Here is a 17,619-nt window from a genome sequence, read left to right as displayed (position 1 = left end):
CCCGCCGACCCCGTGAGCCCCGTCGATGTCGTCGCCGGCGAGAAGATGTGGGCCGCGTACTCCCACGCCCGCCCCGACGCCGTCGCGGCCTCCCCCGAATACACGATCGAGCATTTCGGCGACTCGCGCCGACTCGCTGATGAGCTGCTCGCGCACGTCATCGAAGGCACGAAACGAGCGACGTCCGAACTCGTCGCCGATTTTCTGGCCCGCGGCGACGCCGTTCCGCGAATCGGGTCGCATTGGATGGCGTGCGACGGGCTCGGCGTCCCCCGGATCATCATCCGGAGCATCGAACTCCGTATCGGAACCTTCGCGACGGCCGATGCGGCATTCGCCGCCGATGAGGGTGAAGACGACCTGTCGCTCGACAGCTGGCGCCGTGAGCACCGCATCTACTGGACCCGCGTGGCGGCTGCCCAGGGTCGCGTGTGGTCAGAGACCGAGGAGATCGTCTTCGAGCGCTTCTCCGTGGTGTGGCCGCCCGAGCACGCGGACGCCGCGCCTCAGGAAATCGCGACGACAGCGGCGTAAGCGAAGCACACGCCGATCACGCCGAGGCTCCCGAGGAACCACGGCACGGCAGGAGGTGCCCACTTCTGCTGGCCCCACCCGTGGTAGCGCACGGTCTTCACCATCGCCACGATGACAAGCGCGGTACTGATGAGCGCTCCGACGATCACCACCTGCAGGAAGACCGGAAGGTCGGCCATAGGAGTGAGTGGCGGAGGCTCAGAGAGTGTTGTCGCGGCGCGTGGTCTGGCGGGTGACCTGCTCGCCCGCGACGGGATCGACGGCCGTGCGGGTGACGGTGTCGGTCTGGCGGCGGCGCACCATCAGCACGAGACCGATGATGAAGACCAGGGCGCCCGCGGCCATCAAGATGTAGCCGATCATGTCGAGGTTGATCCCCGGTACGTCCACCTGGATGGCGAACGCGAGGATGGCGCCAATGACGAACAGCGCGATTCCGGCTCCGATGCTCATGACTGCATTCCTCTCAGGGCGGCGACGCGCCGCACCTGCAAACAATGGCAGGGCCACGTGGCCGGGAGTGAGGGGTTGACAGGGAGCGGATGCTGGCGGGTCTGCAGGTGACGACCGGTTCTGCCTCCTCAGCCACCCGGGGTGAGTGTGATCCACTCCGCGAACTTCGCCGACCGACCGTCGCCGGAAGAGCGACCGGTGAGACGGCGTCGCACCCAGGGCGTGACGTGTTCGCGGTAATAGGCTGCCCCGCGGGGAGCGACGGCGCCACCGACCTCGGGCAGCGACCACCAGGAAGACGGCGGAACGTGACCGAGCGCATCGAGCACCCGAGCGGCGACGCGGTGGTGGCCTCGCTCGTTCATGTGGAGCCGGTCGGGCGACCAATACCGCGTATGCGACAGCTCGGCGTCCGGCCAGTTCAGTGCGCGCACGATGTCGCTGCGGTCGGAGATGCGAGCGAGGACGGCTTTGGAGAGCAGATCACCGCGACGTTGGACGACACGACCGAGCGGAAGGTGGAATGCGGGGTTGGCCCCGGACAGGAAGATGAGCTGCACGCCGGCCTCGTCGCACCGGTCTTTCACCCGGGTGAACAAATCTGCGATGCGCTCCATGTCGGCCCGCGGGCGCAGCATGTCATTGCCCCCACCGTTGAAAGACAGGTGGGTCGGACCCAGCGCCAATGCGGGCTCGAGCTGCTCGTCCACGATCGGGCCGGCCAGCTTTCCCCGGATGGCGAGATTGGCGTACGAGAGGGGCTCCCCCGCAGCATCCGCCCACCCCTGAGCCGTCAGATCAGCCCAGCCCCTGACCGTACCGTCGGGAAGCTCATCGCCGACACCTTCGGTGAAGGAATCGCCGATGGCGACGAATCGAACGGATGGCACGCACTCAGCCTAGGCGCGTCACCGGTCGTCGAGCGCGCGCCCGCGTCTGTCGGCGACACCGAACGAGGCGACGACGGCGACAGCGAAGAAGGCGGCGAAGATGACGAACAACAAGGGTGCTCCGCCCCATGCGAGGAGCGGCGGCACGGACAGCGGCGCGAGGATCGACGCGATGCGCCCGACCCCGGCCGCCCACCCTGACCCCGTTGCGCGTAGAGACGTGGGGTACGTCTCGGGCGAGACCGCATACAGGGCACCCCACGCGCCGAGGTTGAAGAACGACAGCGCCATGCCCGCAGCGATGACGCCCACTTCGCCCGTCGCCGTGCCGAACAACACCGCGGCGACCGCCGAACCCGCGAGGAAAGTTGCGAGAGTGGCGCGTCTCCCCCACGCCTCGATCAGCCACGCCGCGACCGCGTATCCCGGCAGCTGGGCGAGCGTGATGACGAGGGTGAACCCGAACGACCGCACGAGGTCGTAGCCCTGCGACACGAGGATCGTCGGAATCCAGATGAATGCGCCGTAATAGGAGAAATTGACGCAGAACCACAGCACCCAGAGGCTCGCCGTGCGCAGCCGGAACTCAGGGGTCCAGAGGGCGGCGAGGCGCCCGCCCGCGTCTTTCGCGATCGCCGGCTCGGTGTCGACGAGCGGGGGTGCAGAAGGGAGCATTCCCGCCGACCGCTGCAGGTCGGCGACGATCGCCGCCGCCTCCTTCGAGCGGCCCCGGCGTGCCAACCAGCGGGCAGACTCCGGAAGCCCCCACCGGACGGCGAGGGCATAGGCGGCGGGGATCGCCCCGAGGGCGAACGCCCACCGCCACCCGTCGGGTGAGGTCGGGATGACGAAGTAGCCGATCAACGCCGCGGCGGTCCAGCCGATGGCCCAGAACGCCTCGAGGAAGACGATCACCCTGCCGCGGATCCGCGCGGGTGCGAACTCGCTGACATAGGTCGACGCCACCGGAAGCTCGGCCCCGAGTCCGAGACCGACGAAGAAACGGAGGATCAAGAGGGCGACCAGGCCGCCGACGAGCGCGCTCGCGCCGGTCGCGACGCCGTAGACCACGAGGGTCAGGGCGAAGACCTGTCGTCTTCCGAATCGGTCGGCGAGGAGTCCGCCGAGGCTGGCGCCGATCGCCATGCCGACGAAACCGATCGACGCGATCCACGCCGTCTCGGTGGGCTGCAGATTCCACTGCACGGCGAGGGTCGCGATGATGAACGAGATCAGCCCGACATCCATCGCGTCGAGCGCCCAGCCGAGCCCCGATCCGCCGAGGATCTTGAGGTGCCGGCGCGTGAATGGAAGATCGTCGAGCTGCTCCGAGATGGTCGGTGCTGTCGAGCGGACCGCGTCTGTCATGAGGAAAGCGTAGAAGCTCCCGCGGTCAGTCGGATGCGATCATGTCGTGGACCAGCGGCAGCACACGCGTTCCGTACAGCTCGATGCTCGAAAGCAGCTTGCTGTGCGCGAGCGAACCACTGGCGAACTTCATCTCGAATCGCGACGCACCGACGGTGCGCACCGTATCGGCGATCTTTCGCGCGACGGTTTCGGGCGAACCGACGTACAGGGCCCCCTCGGGTCCGACGTCGTGCTGGAACCGCAGCCGGTTGTAGTGCGGCCAGCCGCGTTCGGCGCCGATGACATTGTTGAGCTCGGCCACCCCCTCGTAGGCCTCATCCCACGCCTGCTGGTCGGTCTCGGCGACGTGGCCGGGCGAGTGCACCGAGATGGGAAGCGTCGGGCGCTCGAATTTCTCGAGGGAGCGTCGGTACAGGTCGGCGAAAGGCGCGAATCGGTGCGACGGTCCGCCGATGATCGCGAGGACGAGACCGAAGCCGTATCGGGCGGCGCGGACGACCGACTCAGGAGAACCGCCGACCCCGACCCAGGCTGTGAGCCCGTTCTCGGTCTTCGGATACACGTCGGCCGCGTCGAGCGGTGCACGCGTGGACCCCGACCAGGTGAGCGGCTTCTCACGGAGGAGCTGCGAGAAGAGGTCGAGCTTCTCTTCGAAGAGCACTTCGTAGTCACGCAGGTCGTAGCCGAAGAGCGGGAACGATTCGATGAACGAACCGCGCCCGAGAATGACCTCGGCCCGCCCGTTCGACACGGCGTCGAGCGTGGCGAACCGCTCGTAGACCCGAACCGGATCGTCGGAGGAGAGCACGGTGACGGCCGTGCCCAGATGGATCGACGACGTTCGTGAGGCCGCCGCGGCGAGTACGATCTCGGGGCTGGTCACCGCGAAGTCTTTGCGGTGGTGCTCCCCCACGCCGAAGAACGAAAGGCCGACTTGATCGGCCAGCACCGCTTGGTCGACGACGTTGCGGATCGTCTGCGCGTCGCTCTGCAGTGCGCCGTCGTCTCCGCGTGAGATGTCGCCGAAGGTATCGAGTCCGAGTTCCACAGTTTCCATGACGCCCCTCATTTCCATTCGGTTGAATGAACCTCGCGGCAGGCGAGGCTATTCCCGACGGGTCACTCCTTCAGGGCGCTGCGAAGCGTGTCGAGTCCGACGCCACCGATGTCGAGCGCACGCTTGTGGAAGTCCTTGATGTCGAACGCGTCGCCGCGGCGCTCACGATCTTCGTCGCGGGCCTGCTCCCAGATGCGCTGGCCCACCTTGTAGGCCGGGGCCTGCCCGGGCCACCCCAGGTAGCGGTTGACCTCGAACTGCACGAACTCATCCGACATGTTGACGTTGCGTCGCATGAACTCGAGCGCGTAGTCGTGGTCCCACACGCCGTCGCCCGAAAGGCGTGGCTTCTGGAGGTGCACGCCGATGTCGAGGACGACCCGAGCGGCGCGCATGCGTTGTCCGTCGAGCATTCCCAGACGGTCTGCGGGGTCATCGAGGAACCCCAGCTGCTCCATCAGCCGCTCGGCGTACAGCGCCCATCCCTCGGCGTGTCCGGACGTGCCGGCGAGCAGGCGCCGCCACGAGTTCAGCTGTGCACGGTTGTAGACCGCCTGCGCGATCTGGAGGTGATGGCCGGGCACGCCCTCGTGGTAGACCGTCGTGAGCTCACGCCAGGTGTCGAACTCGTCCACGCCCTCGGGCACCGACCACCACATGCGCCCCGGGCGGGAGAAATCGTCGGTCGGGCCCGTGTAGTAGATGCCGCCCTCGCGCGTCGGAGCGATCATGCACTCGAGACGGCGGATGGGTTCGGGAATGTCGAAGTGCGTCGCCCCCAGCTCGGCGACGGCGCGGTCGCTCGTCGCCTGCATCCACTTCTGCAGCTGGTCGGTACCGCGGAGCTTTCGCGCGGGGTCGCTCTCGAGAAAGGCGACGGCCTCTTCGACGGTGGCGCCGGGGAGGATCTCGTTCGCGATGGCCTCTTGTTCCGCGACCATGCGCGCGAGTTCTTGCACGCCCCACTCGTAGGTCTCATCGAGGTCGATCGTCGCGCCGAGGAATCGACGGGAGTGGAGCGCGTACACCTCGCGACCGACGGCGTCGCTCTCGGGTGCGGCGGGCGCCAGTTCGTGGGTGAGGAAGCGAGCCAGCGAGTCGTACGCGAGGCGGGCGGCATTCGAGCTGTTCGCCAGGTCGCGCGCGAGCGACGCGGGCAGCTGACCGTCGTCGGGGGCCGCGTCACCGGTGAACTCGGCGAAGAATCCGGAGTCGGACGTGTAGCGCGCGATCTGCGCGGCGACCTCGGTCACCTGACGGCGGGCCGGGACAACGCCGCGCGCCTTGCCCTCTCGCAACGTTTCGACGTAGCCGTCGATGGCCACGGGAAGTGCCTTCAACCGCGTGGCGATCACCGACCAGTCGTCGACGGTGGCTGCGGGCATGAGGTCGAAGACCTGCCGGATGTCTTGGGCGGGCGACGCGATGACGTTCAGGTCACGCAGGTGCCACTGCGTCGCGTCGAGTTCGAGCTCGAGGTGCAGCTCGCGGAGCAGGTCTTCTTTAGTCACGGCGTCGACGGCGTCGACGGGCTCGGCGGCCTCGAGCGCCGCGACCGTGCTGCGCACCGCATCGATGAGCCGAGCGTGGCCCGTCGGCGAGTAATCGCCGAATCGATCGTTGTACTCCGACCGCCCGATGTAGGTCGCGGTCGTCGGCGAGATCTCAGCGAGGGAGTCGACCCAGGAATCGGCGATCGCGTCTATCGGCGTGGGGGTACGAGCAGCGTCGGTCATCATTCGAGCCTAGTGACCCGCCTCGTCCCAATCACCCCCACGACCGATCTGCACGTCGAGGGGAACCGAGAGCGTCGCCGCGTCACCCATTCGTGCGCGGACGATCCGTTCGGTCTCGTCCCACTCCCCCGCGGCGACCTCGACGACCAACTCGTCATGGATCTGCAGCAGAACGCGCGAACGCATCTCGGCGGCCACGAGATCGTCGTGGATGTGGAACAGCGCGATCTTCATGATGTCGGCCGCGCTCCCCTGGATGGGGGCGTTGAGGGCCGCTCGCTCGGCGTTCTCGCGCAGCACGCGGTTGGGGCTCGTCAGGTCGGGGAAGGGGCGGCGCCGACCGAAGATCGTCTCGGTGTAGCCGTCGATGCGTGCCTGTTCGACCGAGGACCGGAGGTAGTCGCGCACGGCACCGAAGCGCGAGAAGTACTCCATCATGAGCTGCTTCGCCTCGCTCTGCTCGATGCGCAGCTGCTTCGAGAGGCCGAACGCCGACAGGCCGTAGACGAGGCCGTACGACATGGCCTTGACCTTGCTGCGCATGGGTGAGGTGACCTCTGCGGGGGTGACACCGAACACCCGCGCACCCACGAACCTGTGGAGGTCTTCGCCGGAGTTGAAGGCCTCGATCAAGCCGGGGTCGCCCGAGAGGTGCGCCATGATGCGCATCTCGATCTGCGAATAGTCGGCGGTGAGGAGGGTCTCGTATCCCTCGCCGACCTCGAAGGCGGCGCGGATGCGGCGGCTCTCTTCGCTGCGGATCGGGATGTTCTGCAGATTGGGGTCTGTGCTGGAGAGTCGCCCGGTCTGGCTTCCCGTCTGCACGTAGGTGGTGTGGACACGGCCTCCGCCGTCGATCGCCAGGTCGAGAGCGTCGATGATCTGACGGAGCTTCGTCGCCTCGCGGTGTCGCAGAAGCAGGTCGAGGAAGGTGTGCGGGTGCGAATCCTGAAGATCGGCGAGCCCGGCGGCGTCGGTCGAATATCCTGTCTTCGTCTTGCGGGTCTTGGGCAGCTGAAGTTCGTCGAACAACACCTCTTGCAGCTGCTTCGGTGAACCGAGATTCACTTCGTGGCCGATGGCGGCGTATGCCTCGAGCGCGAGCGCGTCGGCTCGTGAGCCGAGTTCGCTCGAGAACGACGAGAGCTTCTCGTGCGAGACGGCCACTCCCGCCAGCTCCATCGCCGCGAGCGTGCGGAGCGTGGGCAGTTCGATGGAGTCGAACACTTCGCGGACGCTCTCGGGAAGTTCGGCGCGCAGGGCTTCGGCGACGCGGAGCACGAACCATGAGACCTGGCCGGGGGTGGCCCCCTCGGTCTCGGGGACGAGCTGCGTGGGGTCGGCCTCGGGAAGCTTCTCGTTCAGATAGCGGTCGACGAGATCGGCGAGCGTCTTGTCGGGAAAGCTCGGACGACGCAGCCACCCTGCCAGGATGACGTCGAAGACCAGCCCGTCGACGATGATCCCGTCGCGCGCGAGTGCCTTGATCTGCGACTTCGCGTCGGCGAAGACCTTCGGTGCCTTCGACGCGAGCCACGGTGCGATGGCGGTGGCCAGCTCGGGTGACCAGGCGCCCTCGGCCGCGGCATCGGCCGTCGCGAGCCCGAGTCGGGAGGCCCGCTCGCCGTTGACGACGACGGTGACGGCGACCTGACCCTGGGCAGCCTCGGCCCATGCGGCCAGCGCGCCCGCGTCGAGTTCGGGCGACGCCGGAGCCTCGGCCGTCGGGGTGTCGGCACTGCTGCCCGACGACTGGTCGACTCCCGCCGCCTCGAAGACGCGCGGCAGGAGGGTGCGGAACTCGAGGCGCGCGAAGATGTCGCGAACGGCTTGCGCGTCTATCGGCTGCACCGCGAGGTCGGCCGGGGCCAGGGGCAGCTCGACATCGGTCAGCAGCCGGTTCAAAAGCCGGTTGCGGCGGACGTCATCGAGGTGCTCGCGCAGGTTGTTGCCGACGACGCCCGTGATCTTGTCGGCGTTGTCGAGCAGCGCGTCGAGCGAGCCGAACTGCGTGAGCCACTTGACCGCGGTCTTCTCCCCCACCTTCGGAACACCGGGGAGATTGTCGCTCGTCTCGCCGACGAGGGCGGCGATCTCGGGGTACTGCGCCGGCGGCAGCCCGTACTTCTCGATGACGGCCGCCGGGTCGTAGCGCTTGAGCTGCGAGACGCCCTGCACGTTCGGGTAGAGCAGGGTCACGTCGTCGGTGACGAGTTGGATGGTGTCACGGTCGCCCGAACACACGAGCACGTGGAAGCCCGCCTCGGCGCCCTGCGTCGCGAGGGTGGCGAGGATGTCGTCGGCCTCGAAGTCTTCTTTCTGGATGACCGGGATGCTCATCGCCGCCAGGCAGTCTTGGAGGATGGGGATCTGCCCCTTGAACTCCGCCGGCGACTCCGAACGGTTCGCCTTGTACTCGGCGTATTCGCGCGTGCGGAACGACTGCCGCGAGGTGTCGAACGCCACGGCGAGGTGGGTCGGCTTCTCGGCCTTGATGAGGTTCACGAGCATCGACAAGAAACCGTAGATGCCGTTCGTGTGCTGCCCGTCTTTCGTCGAGAAGTTGTCGACGGGTAGAGCGTAGAACGCCCGGTAGGCCAGCGAATGGCCGTCGACGACGAGAAGGGTAGGCTTTCCGGAGTCCGTCACCCGTCAATGCTAACGACGCCCGACGACACCGCATCCGTCCTCGAGCGAAGGCGACCATGAGCCAGGCGATTCCCGATTCCTCCTCCGGTCTCGACTGGGTCCACGAACGCGGAATGGGTCCCCTCGCCGAGAAGATGGGCATCGAGTGGGTCGAGTTCACGGTGGAACGCGCCGTCGCGACGATGCCTGTGTCCGGCAACACCCAGCCCGTCGGCCTGCTGCACGGCGGTGCCTACGTGGTGCTCGGCGAGTCGCTCGGCTCGATGGCCGCCAACCTCTATGCGGGGCCCGGGCGCCTCGCCGTCGGTGTCGACATCAATGCGACCCACACGCGGTCGGCGACATCGGGCATCGTCACGGGCGTCTGCACGCCGCTGCACCTCGGCCGTTCGTTGACCGTGCACGAGATCGTCGTCACGGATGAGGAGGGCCGACGGTGCTCGACCGTCCGCATCACGAACCACCTCAAGGACGCGGTTCGTCGCTGAACCGCCCGCTCGGGTCTACTTCTTCGGGGCGAGCTGCTCGATGATCGCCTTGGCGACGTCTTGCATGGTGAGACGGCGGTCCATGGAAGCCTTCTGGATCCAACGGAACGCCTCGGGCTCGGTGAGCCCCATCTTCTCGTTGAGCAGTCCCTTGGCGCGGTCGACGAGCTTGCGGGTCTCGAAGCGCTCAACCATGTCGGCGACCTCGGCCTCGAGCGTGATGATCTGCTCGTACCGGGCCAGGGCGATCTCGATCGCCGGCAGCAGGTCGTTGGGAGTGAAGGGCTTGACGACGTAGGCGAGGGCACCGGCTTCGCTGGCGCGCTCGACGAGCTCCTTCTGGCTGAAGGCGGTGAGGAGCACGACCGGGGCGATGTGGTTCTTGCTGAGACGCTCGGCCGCGCTGATGCCGTCGAGCTGAGGCATCTTCACGTCCATGATCACGAGGTCGGGACGCAGCTCGGTCGCGAGCTGAACCGCGGTCTCACCGTCGCCCGCTTCGCCGACCACGTCGAAACCGTTGTCGCGGAGGATCTCGACGATGTCGAGGCGGATGAGCGATTCATCCTCGGCGACCACGACACGACGGGGGGCGGATGCCACGGGCGCGGCGCCCGGATCTAGGTCAGTCACGTATTCATCCTAAGACAGAGGGGTCGGCGTACCGCCGGTACCCGGGGGTGGGGGGAACTGTCATCGAAGCGAAACGGCCTGGGACAGTTCACTTCGCTGGAGTGCCGGTGGTGGGATTCGAACCCACACGCCCTTTCGGGCAGAGCATTTTGAGTGCCCCGCGTCTGCCGTTCCGCCACACCGGCGAGCACACCAGCATCCGACCTTATCGCACGGGCGCCCGAAATCGGGCGCCCGTGCGACCGGTCAGGCTTCGCGCTGGTAGATCGGAGCTGCGCCGTGAACGGCGTCGCCGATCTTGTGGACACGCAGGTCGTTCGTCGACCCGGCGATTCCGGGAGGGGAACCGGAGATGACGATGACCTTGTCGCCGACCTCCGCGAGGCCGTTCGAGATGAAGTAGTCGTCGACCTGCATGAACATCATGTCGGTGTGCTCGACGTGCTCGACGAGGGTCGAACGTACGCCCCAGGTCAGCGCGAGGCGACGACGAATGCCGGGCTCAGGCGTGAACGCGATCATCGGGATGGGCGAACGCAGGCGCGACATGCGACGTGCAGAGTCGCCGGACTCGGTGAAGATGCAGAGGAACTTGGCGTCGACGAACTCCGCCACCTCGATGGCGGCGAGGGTGATCGCGCCGCCCTGCGTGCGGGGCTTGGTCGTCAGGCGCGCGATGCGCTCGAGGCCGTGCTCCTCGGTCGACTGGACGATGCGGGCCATCGTCTCGACCACGACGACCGGGTACTGTCCGACGCTCGTCTCGCCCGAGAGCATGACCGCGTCCGCGCCGTCGAGGACGGCGTTCGCGACGTCGCTCGTCTCGGCGCGCGTGGGGACCGGGTTCGTGATCATCGACTCGAGCATCTGAGTGGCCACGATGACGGGCTTGGCCATACGGCGGGCGAGTTCGACCGCGCGCTTCTGGACGATCGGGACGGCTTCGAGCGGAAGCTCGACGCCGAGGTCGCCGCGCGCGACCATGATGCCGTCGAACGCGTCGATGATCGCCTCGAGGTTGTCGACGGCCTGCGGCTTCTCGATCTTGGCGATGACCGGAACCGTGCGGTTCTCTTCTGCCATGATCTCGTGCACGCGCACGATGTCGGACGCGTCGCGGACGAACGACAGGGCGATCAGATCGGCGCCGGTGCGAAGGCCCCAACGCAGGTCGTCTTCGTCTTTCTCCGACAGCGCCGGCACGTTGACGGCGACGCCGGGGAGGTTGATTCCCTTGTTATTCGAGACCGGACCACCGACGATGACCTCGGTGGTCACGGTGATGCCGTCGGTCTCGACGACCTGCACGCGCACCTTGCCGTCATCGATCAGCAGCTGGTCGCCGGCCTTGACGTCTTGCGGGAGTCCCTTGAAGGTCGTGGAGACGATCTCTTTGGTGCCGGGGATGTCTTCGACGGTGATCTTGAAGATGTCGCCCGGAGCGAGCTCGTGCGGACCATCGGTGAAGCGGCCGAGGCGGATCTTGGGGCCCTGCAGATCGACGAGGATCGCAACGGGGCGACCGGCGTCATCTGCGGCCCGCCGGACGTTCGCGTAGTTGCCCTCGTGCACGGAATAGTCCCCGTGGCTGAGGTTCAAACGGGCGACGTCGACACCCGCGTCGATGATGGCGCGAACCATCTCGTACGACGACGTTGCGGGGCCTAGCGTTGCGACGATCTTGGCGCGTCTCATCGGTATATTCTCCGAAAAATGGGGGTCGGGTGGAAAGCCGTGGCCAGCCTACGCGGGCAGCAGGCCGATCGCGACATCAGACGGACGCACCGGCGCGGGCAGGTCGGTGGACCCCATCAAGAAGCGGTCGACCTCGGCCGCGGCCGCGCGTCCTTCGGCGATGGCCCAGACGATCAGGGACTGCCCGCGACCGGCGTCACCGGCCGCGAACACACCCGGCGTGGTGGTCGCGTACGACCCGTCGCGCTCGACGGCACCTCGCCCGGTGAACTGCGTGCCCAACTGGTCTTCCAGCTGGTCGCGTTCGGGTCCGGTGAACCCTAGAGCCAGCAGGATGAGGTCGGCCGGGATCTCGCGCTCGGTGCCGCTCTTCGGAATGCGACGGCCGTCGACGTACTCGGTCTCGGCCACGCGGAGGGCGCGCACCTCTCCCGAGCCGTTGGAGAGGAACTCCACGGTCGAGGCGAGGAACATCCGCTCGCCGCCCTCTTCGTGCGCGGACGCCATCTCGAACAGGGTCGGGGTCATGGGCCAGGGCTGCGTCTGCGGGCGCTCCCCCGGCGGCTGCTTGCCGATGGCGAGGTTGGTCACGCTGAGCGCACCTTGACGGTGCGCGGTGCCGATGCAGTCGGCGCCGGTGTCGCCGCCGCCGATGACGACGACGTGCTTGCCCTCCGCCGAGATCTGGTGGGGAACCTGGTCGCCGGCGACGGCCTTGTTCGACTCGATGAGGTACTCCATCGCGAAGTGCACGCCGTCGAGGTCACGGCCGGGGATGGGCATGTCGCGGGGCACCGTCGCGCCGGTCGCGACGACGACCGCGTCGTACCGGGCGCGCAGGGCGTCCCACGTGATGTCTTTGCCGATCTCCACGCCCGCGCGGAAGCGCGTGCCCTCGTCTTGCATCTGACGCAGTCGCGCCTCGAGGTGACGCTTCTCCATCTTGAAGTCGGGGATGCCGTACCGCAGCAGGCCGCCGATCCGGTCGTCGCGCTCGTAGACGGCGACCGTGTGTCCGGCGCGGGTCAGCTGCTGGGCCGCCGCGAGACCCGCGGGTCCCGATCCGACGACGGCCACGGTCTTGCCCGTCAGCCGCCCGGGCGGTTCAGCATCGACCCAGCCGTTCGCGAAGGCCTCGTCGATGATCGAGACCTCGATCTGCTTGATCGTGACAGCCGGCTGATTGATGCCGAGCACGCATGAGCTCTCGCAGGGGGCAGGACACAGGCGCCCGGTGAACTCGGGGAAGTTGTTCGTCGCGTGCAGACGCTCGATCGCCGAGCGACCCTCGCCGCGCCACGTCAGATCGTTCCACTCCGGAATGAGGTTGCCGAGCGGGCAACCCTTGTGACAGAAGGGGATGCCGCAGTCCATGCAGCGTCCGGCCTGGCGTCGGAGGACGGCCGAGTCTCCGGGCTCGTACACCTCTTTCCAGTCCATGATGCGCACGGGAATGGGGCGCCGCGCGGGCACCTCACGGTCCGTGACCTTCAGAAAACCTTTCGGGTCAGCCACCCGTCACCTCCAGAATGCGGCTCCAGACCACGTCGCCGTCGGGGTCGAGACCCTCGTCGACGGCGTTCTGACGGGTCTGCAGCACCGCGGCATAGTCGCGCGGAACGACACGGACGAAGTTGGCCAGCTCGGCGTCGAAGTCGTCGAGCAGCTGCCCAGCGACGACGGAGCCGGTCTCGGCCTTGTGCTGCTCGAGCAGGTCGCGCAGGATCTCGGCGTCGCCGGAGCCCAGCGGTCCCAATTCGAGCTCACCGGAGGCGAGGGCCTCGCGGTTCACGAGCGCCTCGTCGAGACGATGGATGTACGCGGTTCCCCCCGACATCCCCGCACCGAGGTTCCGGCCGGTCGCGCCCAGGATGACGGCGAGACCGCCCGTCATGTACTCGAGCGCATGATCGCCGACGCCCTCGACGACAGCCGTCGCCCCCGAGTTGCGGACGAAGAACCGCTCGCCGACCACGCCGTTCAGGAACATCGATCCCTGCGTCGCGCCGTAGCCGATCACGTTGCCCGCGATCACGTTCTCGGATGCGGCGAACACCGAATCGCGAGGAGGTCGGATGACGATGCGGCCTCCTGAAAGACCCTTGCCGACGTAGTCGTTGGAGTCGCCCTCCAACCGCAGGGTGATTCCCGCGGGCATGAAAGCACCGAACGACTGACCCGCGGAGCCGGTGAGGCGCACCTCGATCGAGTCGGACGGGAGCCCGTTCTCGCCGTGTGCGCGCGTGACGCGGTGACCCAGCATGGTTCCCACGGCGCGTTCGGTGTTGCGGATGGGCATATCGATCTCGACATGACCGCCGTGAGCGATGACGTCTTGCGCGCGCTCGATGAGCTGCACGTCGAAGTGCTCGTGAAGCTCGTGGTTCTGCGCGCGGCCGTGGCGACGGGGAACATCCTCGGCGAAGCGCGGACCGTCGAGGATGGGAGCGAGGTTGAGGCCGCTCGCCTTCCAGTGCTCGACTGCACCGTTCACGTCGAGGAGCTCGGCGTGACCGACGGCCTCGTCGAGTGTCCGGAAGCCGAGCTCGGCGAGGTACTCGCGCACCTCTTCGGCGATGAACTCCATGAAGTTGACGACGAACTCCGGCTTGCCGGTGAACCGTGCGCGCAAGACCGGGTTCTGCGTGGCGACGCCCACGGGGCAGGTGTCGAGATGGCAGACCCGCATCATGATGCACCCGGAGACGACGAGCGGCGCCGTGGCGAAGCCGAACTCCTCCGCGCCGAGCAGCGCGCCGACGATCACGTCTCGACCCGTCTTCAGCTGGCCGTCGACCTGCACCACGACCCGGTCGCGCATGCCGTTCAGCATCAGCGTCTGCTGCGTCTCGGCGAGGCCCAGCTCCCACGGGGTGCCCGCGTGCTTCAACGAGTTCAGCGGGCTGGCGCCCGTGCCTCCGTCTTGTCCGGAGACGAGGATGACGTCGCTGAGCGCTTTGGCGACGCCCGCCGCGACGGCTCCGATGCCCGACTGGCTGACGAGCTTGGTGTGGATGCGGGCCTGCGGATTCGCCCGCTTGAGGTCGAAGATCAGCTGCTTGAGGTCTTCGATCGAGTAGATGTCGTGGTGCGGAGGCGGAGAGATGAGGCCGACACCGGCCGTGGCGTGGCGCGTACGTGCCACCCACGGGTAGACCTTCGTCGGTGGCAATTGCCCGCCCTCGCCGGGCTTGGCGCCCTGCGCGAGTTTGATCTGGATGTCTTCGGCCTGGGTGAGGTAGAGGCTCGTGACACCGAACCGGCCGGAGGCGACCTGCTTGATCGCGCTGCGGCGCTCCGGGTCGAGAAGGCGATCGACGTCTTCGCCGCCCTCGCCGGTGTTGGACTTCGCCCCGATGCTGTTCATCGCCACCGCGAGGGTCTCGTGCGCCTCTTGCGAGATGGAGCCGTAGCTCATGGCGCCGGTGGAGAACCGCTTGACGATGGCCGAGACCGGCTCGACCTCGTCGAGCGGGATCGGCGCGCGAACTCCGCCGCGAAGACTGAACATGCCGCGGAGCGTCTTGAGCTCGTGGGCCTGGTCGTCGACCAGCTTCGTGTACTCGCGGAAGATGTCGTACCGACGCTCACGCGTGGCGTGCTGCAGCCGGAAGACGGTGTCGGGGTTGAAGAGGTGCGGCTCGCCGTCGCGGCGCCACTGATACTCTCCGCCGGTCCACAGGCGCTCGTGGGCGCGGACCGCGGCGTCTTCGGGGTAGGCGTAGGCGTGTCGTGCGGCGTTCTCTGCGGCCAGCACGTCGATGCCGATGCCGCCGAGCTTCGTCTCGGTGCCGGTGAAGTACGCGTCCACCAGCTCTTGCGACAGACCGATCGCCTCGAAGACCTGTGCGCCGGCGTAGGAGGAGACCGTCGAGATGCCCATCTTCGACATGATCTTCAGCACACCCTTGCCGAGGCTGTAGATGAGGTTCTTCACCGCCTTCTGCGGCGTGGTGTCGGTGATGCGCCCGGCACGGACCAGGTACTCCACCGTCTCCATCGCGAGATACGGGTTGACCGCCGATGCGCCGTAGCCGATCAGGGTTGCGACGTGGTGCACCTCGCGCACGTCGCCCGCCTCGACGACGAGGCCGACCTTCATGCGGGTCTCGTTGCGGATGAGGTGGTGGTGCACCGCAGCGAGCATGAGCAGCGAAGGGATCGGTGCGAGGTCCTTGTTCGAATCGCGGTCGCTGAGCACGATGAGCTCGGCGCCGTCTTCGATGGCCTGGTCGACCTCGTGGCACATCTGCGTCAGACGCTTCTGCATGCCCTTGTGTCCGGCTTCGACGCGGTAGAGGCCGCGGATCGTCACCGACGAACGCCCGGGGACGGCCGTGTCGATGTGCTGGATCTTCGCGAGCTCGTCGTTGTCGATCACGGGGAAGTCGAGGGTCACGGTGTGCGTGTGGTCGGGCCCCCAGTCGAGCAGGTTGCGCTCGGGGCCGAGCCCGAGCGCGAGCGACGTGACGACTTCTTCGCGGATCGAGTCGAGCGGCGGGTTCGTGACCTGCGCGAACTGCTGCGTGAAGTAGTCGAAGAGCAGGCGCGGACGATCGCTGAGAACGGCGACCGGGGTGTCGCTGCCCATCGCGCCGAGCGGCTCGGCGCCCTTCTGCCCCATCGGGGTCAGGAGGATGCGCACCTCTTCTTCGGTGTAGCCGAACGTGCGCTGTCGACGGGTGATCGATGCGATCGGGTGCACGATGTGCTCGCGCTCGGGGAGCTCGGACAGGCGCACCCGCCCGGCGTCCAGCCACTCCTGCCACGGTTGCATCGCGGCCAGGTCGGCCTTGATCTCGTGGTCGGGCACGATGCGACCCTGCGCGGTGTCGACGAGGAACATGCGGCCGGGACGAAGTCGGCCACGGCGCTTGATGCGCTCGGGGGCGAAGTCGAGGACGCCGGTCTCGCTGCCGATCACGACGAGGCCGTCGGTCGTCTCGGTCCAGCGCCCGGGGCGGAGCCCGTTGCGGTCGAGCGTCGCTCCGACCAGCGTGCCGTCGGTGAAGATGAGCGCGGCGGGGCCGTCCCACGGTTCCATCTGCATGGAGTGGTAGTCGTAGAACGCCCGGAGGTCGGGGGCGATCGTCGCCTGCTTCTCGTACGCCTCGGGCACCATCATCATGACCGCGTGCGGCAGGCTCCGGCCGGTCAGCGTCAGCAGTTCCAACACCTCGTCGAACGACGCGGAGTCGCTCGCGCCATCGGTGCAGATGGGCAGCAGCGGACGGATGTCGCCGATGAGCTCGGACTCCAGCTGCGACTGGCGGGCACGCATCCAGTTGCGGTTGCCCTTGACGGTGTTGATCTCGCCGTTGTGGGCCAGCATGCGCAGCGGCTGCGCAAGCGGCCACGACGGGAAGGTGTTCGTGGAGTAGCGGGAGTGGACCACCGCGAGCTCGGAGGCGAACCGCTCGTCTTGCAGGTCGGGGTAGAACGGCTCGAGCTGGAGGGTGGTGACCATGCCCTTGTAACCGAGAGTCCGGCTCGACAGCGAGACGAAGTACGCGCCCAGCTCGGTGCGGGAGCGCTTGCGCAGACGGTAGACGCGTCGGTCGAGGGCGATCCCCGACAGGGCGGCGGTGTCGCCGACGGCGGGCCGCGAGACGAACAGCTGCTCGAACGCGGGCCGCGCTTCGTAGGCGAGCTTTCCCAGGTTTTCGTCGTCGGTCGGCACTTCGCGCCAGCCGAGCACCACGAGGTTCTCGGACGCCGCGATGCGCTCGATTCCGGCCTTGAGTTCGGCGCGGCCTTCGTGATCCAGCGGCAGGAAGATCATGCCCGCCGCGTACTCGCCCATGGGCGGAAGGTCGAAGTCGACGACGGCGCGCAGGAACGCGTCGGGCATCTGCGTCAGGATGCCTGCTCCGTCGCCGGTGCCGGCGTCCGATCCGATCGCGCCGCGGTGCTCGAGGTTGCGCAGCGCGGTCAACGCCAGCTCGACGATGTCGTGACCGGCGACGCCGCGCAGGGTCGCGACCATCGCCAGCCCGCACGCGTCTTTCTCGAAGGCCGGGTTGTACATCCCCTGGCGAGGGGGGAAGGCGCCGCCTGCGGCGCCTGAACGGGGGCTCGAAGGCATTCCTGCCGTCCTCACGTTGATGCTCAGG

Annotated in this window: 13 protein-coding genes and 1 tRNA gene; 2 read left to right on the top strand and 12 right to left on the bottom strand. The window is 67.6% G+C overall.

What is annotated here, in order from left to right; genetic code table 11:
- Positions 1-45: 45 nt before the first annotated feature.
- Positions 46-534 carry an ASCH domain-containing protein gene (locus tag ACFXQA_RS10725; RefSeq protein WP_394520226.1) on the top strand — a complete coding sequence of 163 codons (489 nt, stop codon included), beginning with the start codon at positions 46-48 and terminating at the stop codon, positions 532-534.
- Here the strand turns inward: ACFXQA_RS10725 and ACFXQA_RS10720 are convergent.
- The 7 genes from ACFXQA_RS10720 to polA form a co-directional block, all read right to left on the bottom strand.
- Complete coding sequence (locus ACFXQA_RS10720) at positions 507-713, bottom strand: hypothetical protein (protein WP_394519813.1); 207 nt, start codon at positions 711-713, stop codon at positions 507-509. The genes ACFXQA_RS10725 and ACFXQA_RS10720 overlap by 28 nt on opposite strands.
- Positions 714-732: 19 nt before the next feature.
- A complete protein-coding gene (locus tag ACFXQA_RS10715; protein ID WP_394519811.1) occupies positions 733-987 on the bottom strand; it encodes a DUF6458 family protein in 255 nt (84 codons plus the stop codon).
- Between the two features lie 128 nt (positions 988-1,115).
- Entirely contained in the window at positions 1,116-1,877 is a 762-nt protein-coding gene (locus ACFXQA_RS10710; protein ID WP_394519809.1) for an SGNH/GDSL hydrolase family protein, read from the bottom strand.
- A gap of 18 nt (positions 1,878-1,895) precedes the next feature.
- The gene (locus ACFXQA_RS10705; protein ID WP_394519808.1) at positions 1,896-3,245 is read right to left on the bottom strand and encodes an MFS transporter; all 1,350 of its coding nucleotides are present in this window, start codon (positions 3,243-3,245) and stop codon (positions 1,896-1,898) included.
- 25 nt (positions 3,246-3,270) lie between these two features.
- Positions 3,271-4,305: an LLM class flavin-dependent oxidoreductase gene (locus ACFXQA_RS10700; RefSeq protein ID WP_394519807.1), complete on the bottom strand. Its 1,035-nt coding sequence runs from the start codon at positions 4,303-4,305 to the stop codon at positions 3,271-3,273.
- A gap of 62 nt (positions 4,306-4,367) precedes the next feature.
- On the bottom strand, positions 4,368-6,041 hold the full coding sequence (locus tag ACFXQA_RS10695; RefSeq protein WP_394519806.1) for a DUF885 domain-containing protein: 1,674 nt from the start codon (positions 6,039-6,041) through the stop codon (positions 4,368-4,370).
- Between the two features lie 9 nt (positions 6,042-6,050).
- Positions 6,051-8,690, bottom strand: coding sequence for a DNA polymerase I (gene polA / locus ACFXQA_RS10690; protein ID WP_394519805.1), 2,640 nt, complete (start codon positions 8,688-8,690; stop codon positions 6,051-6,053).
- A 56-nt stretch (positions 8,691-8,746) separates the two neighbouring features.
- Between polA and ACFXQA_RS10685 the strand changes: the two genes are divergently transcribed.
- Positions 8,747-9,178 (top strand): hotdog fold thioesterase, encoded by a 432-nt coding sequence (locus ACFXQA_RS10685; protein WP_394519804.1) that lies wholly within the window; start codon positions 8,747-8,749, stop codon positions 9,176-9,178.
- Positions 9,179-9,193: 15 nt separating this feature from the next.
- Here ACFXQA_RS10685 and ACFXQA_RS10680 read toward each other — a convergent pair whose 3' ends face one another.
- The 5 genes from ACFXQA_RS10680 to gltB all read right to left on the bottom strand — a co-directional run bounded on the left by ACFXQA_RS10680 (position 9,194) and on the right by gltB (position 17,591).
- On the bottom strand, positions 9,194-9,811 hold the full coding sequence (locus ACFXQA_RS10680) for an ANTAR domain-containing response regulator (protein WP_394519803.1): 618 nt from the start codon (positions 9,809-9,811) through the stop codon (positions 9,194-9,196).
- A gap of 102 nt (positions 9,812-9,913) precedes the next feature.
- Positions 9,914-9,996: transfer RNA gene (locus tag ACFXQA_RS10675), tRNA-Leu, on the bottom strand.
- 61 nt (positions 9,997-10,057) lie between these two features.
- Complete coding sequence (gene pyk, locus ACFXQA_RS10670) at positions 10,058-11,506, bottom strand: pyruvate kinase (protein WP_394519802.1); 1,449 nt, start codon at positions 11,504-11,506, stop codon at positions 10,058-10,060.
- Positions 11,507-11,554: 48 nt separating this feature from the next.
- Positions 11,555-13,021 (bottom strand): glutamate synthase subunit beta, encoded by a 1,467-nt coding sequence (locus tag ACFXQA_RS10665; protein WP_394519801.1) that lies wholly within the window; start codon positions 13,019-13,021, stop codon positions 11,555-11,557.
- Positions 13,014-17,591, bottom strand: coding sequence for a glutamate synthase large subunit (gene gltB, locus ACFXQA_RS10660; protein ID WP_394519799.1), 4,578 nt, complete (start codon positions 17,589-17,591; stop codon positions 13,014-13,016). Before gltB ends, ACFXQA_RS10665 begins: the two co-directional genes overlap by 8 nt.
- Positions 17,592-17,619: the final 28 nt, after the last annotated feature.

Origin of the sequence: Microbacterium shimangi, from assembly GCF_043556445.1 — a bacterium.
Classification (GTDB): domain Bacteria; phylum Actinomycetota; class Actinomycetes; order Actinomycetales; family Microbacteriaceae; genus Microbacterium.
This window is presented reverse-complemented; position numbering and strand designations above follow the sequence as displayed.

Coding starts and splice junctions, on each gene's coding strand:
- ACFXQA_RS10700 (WP_394519807.1), bottom strand. CDS start 4,305: ATGGAAACTGTGGAACTCGGACTCGATACCTTCGGCGACATCTCACGC.
- ACFXQA_RS10715 (WP_394519811.1), bottom strand. CDS start 987: ATGAGCATCGGAGCCGGAATCGCGCTGTTCGTCATTGGCGCCATCCTC.
- ACFXQA_RS10695 (WP_394519806.1), bottom strand. CDS start 6,041: ATGACCGACGCTGCTCGTACCCCCACGCCGATAGACGCGATCGCCGAT.
- ACFXQA_RS10685 (WP_394519804.1), top strand. CDS start 8,747: ATGAGCCAGGCGATTCCCGATTCCTCCTCCGGTCTCGACTGGGTCCAC.
- gltB (WP_394519799.1), bottom strand. CDS start 17,591: ATGCCTTCGAGCCCCCGTTCAGGCGCCGCAGGCGGCGCCTTCCCCCCT.
- ACFXQA_RS10705 (WP_394519808.1), bottom strand. CDS start 3,245: ATGACAGACGCGGTCCGCTCGACAGCACCGACCATCTCGGAGCAGCTC.
- ACFXQA_RS10720 (WP_394519813.1), bottom strand. CDS start 713: ATGGCCGACCTTCCGGTCTTCCTGCAGGTGGTGATCGTCGGAGCGCTC.
- pyk (WP_394519802.1), bottom strand. CDS start 11,506: ATGAGACGCGCCAAGATCGTCGCAACGCTAGGCCCCGCAACGTCGTCG.
- ACFXQA_RS10725 (WP_394520226.1), top strand. CDS start 46: ATGTGGGCCGCGTACTCCCACGCCCGCCCCGACGCCGTCGCGGCCTCC.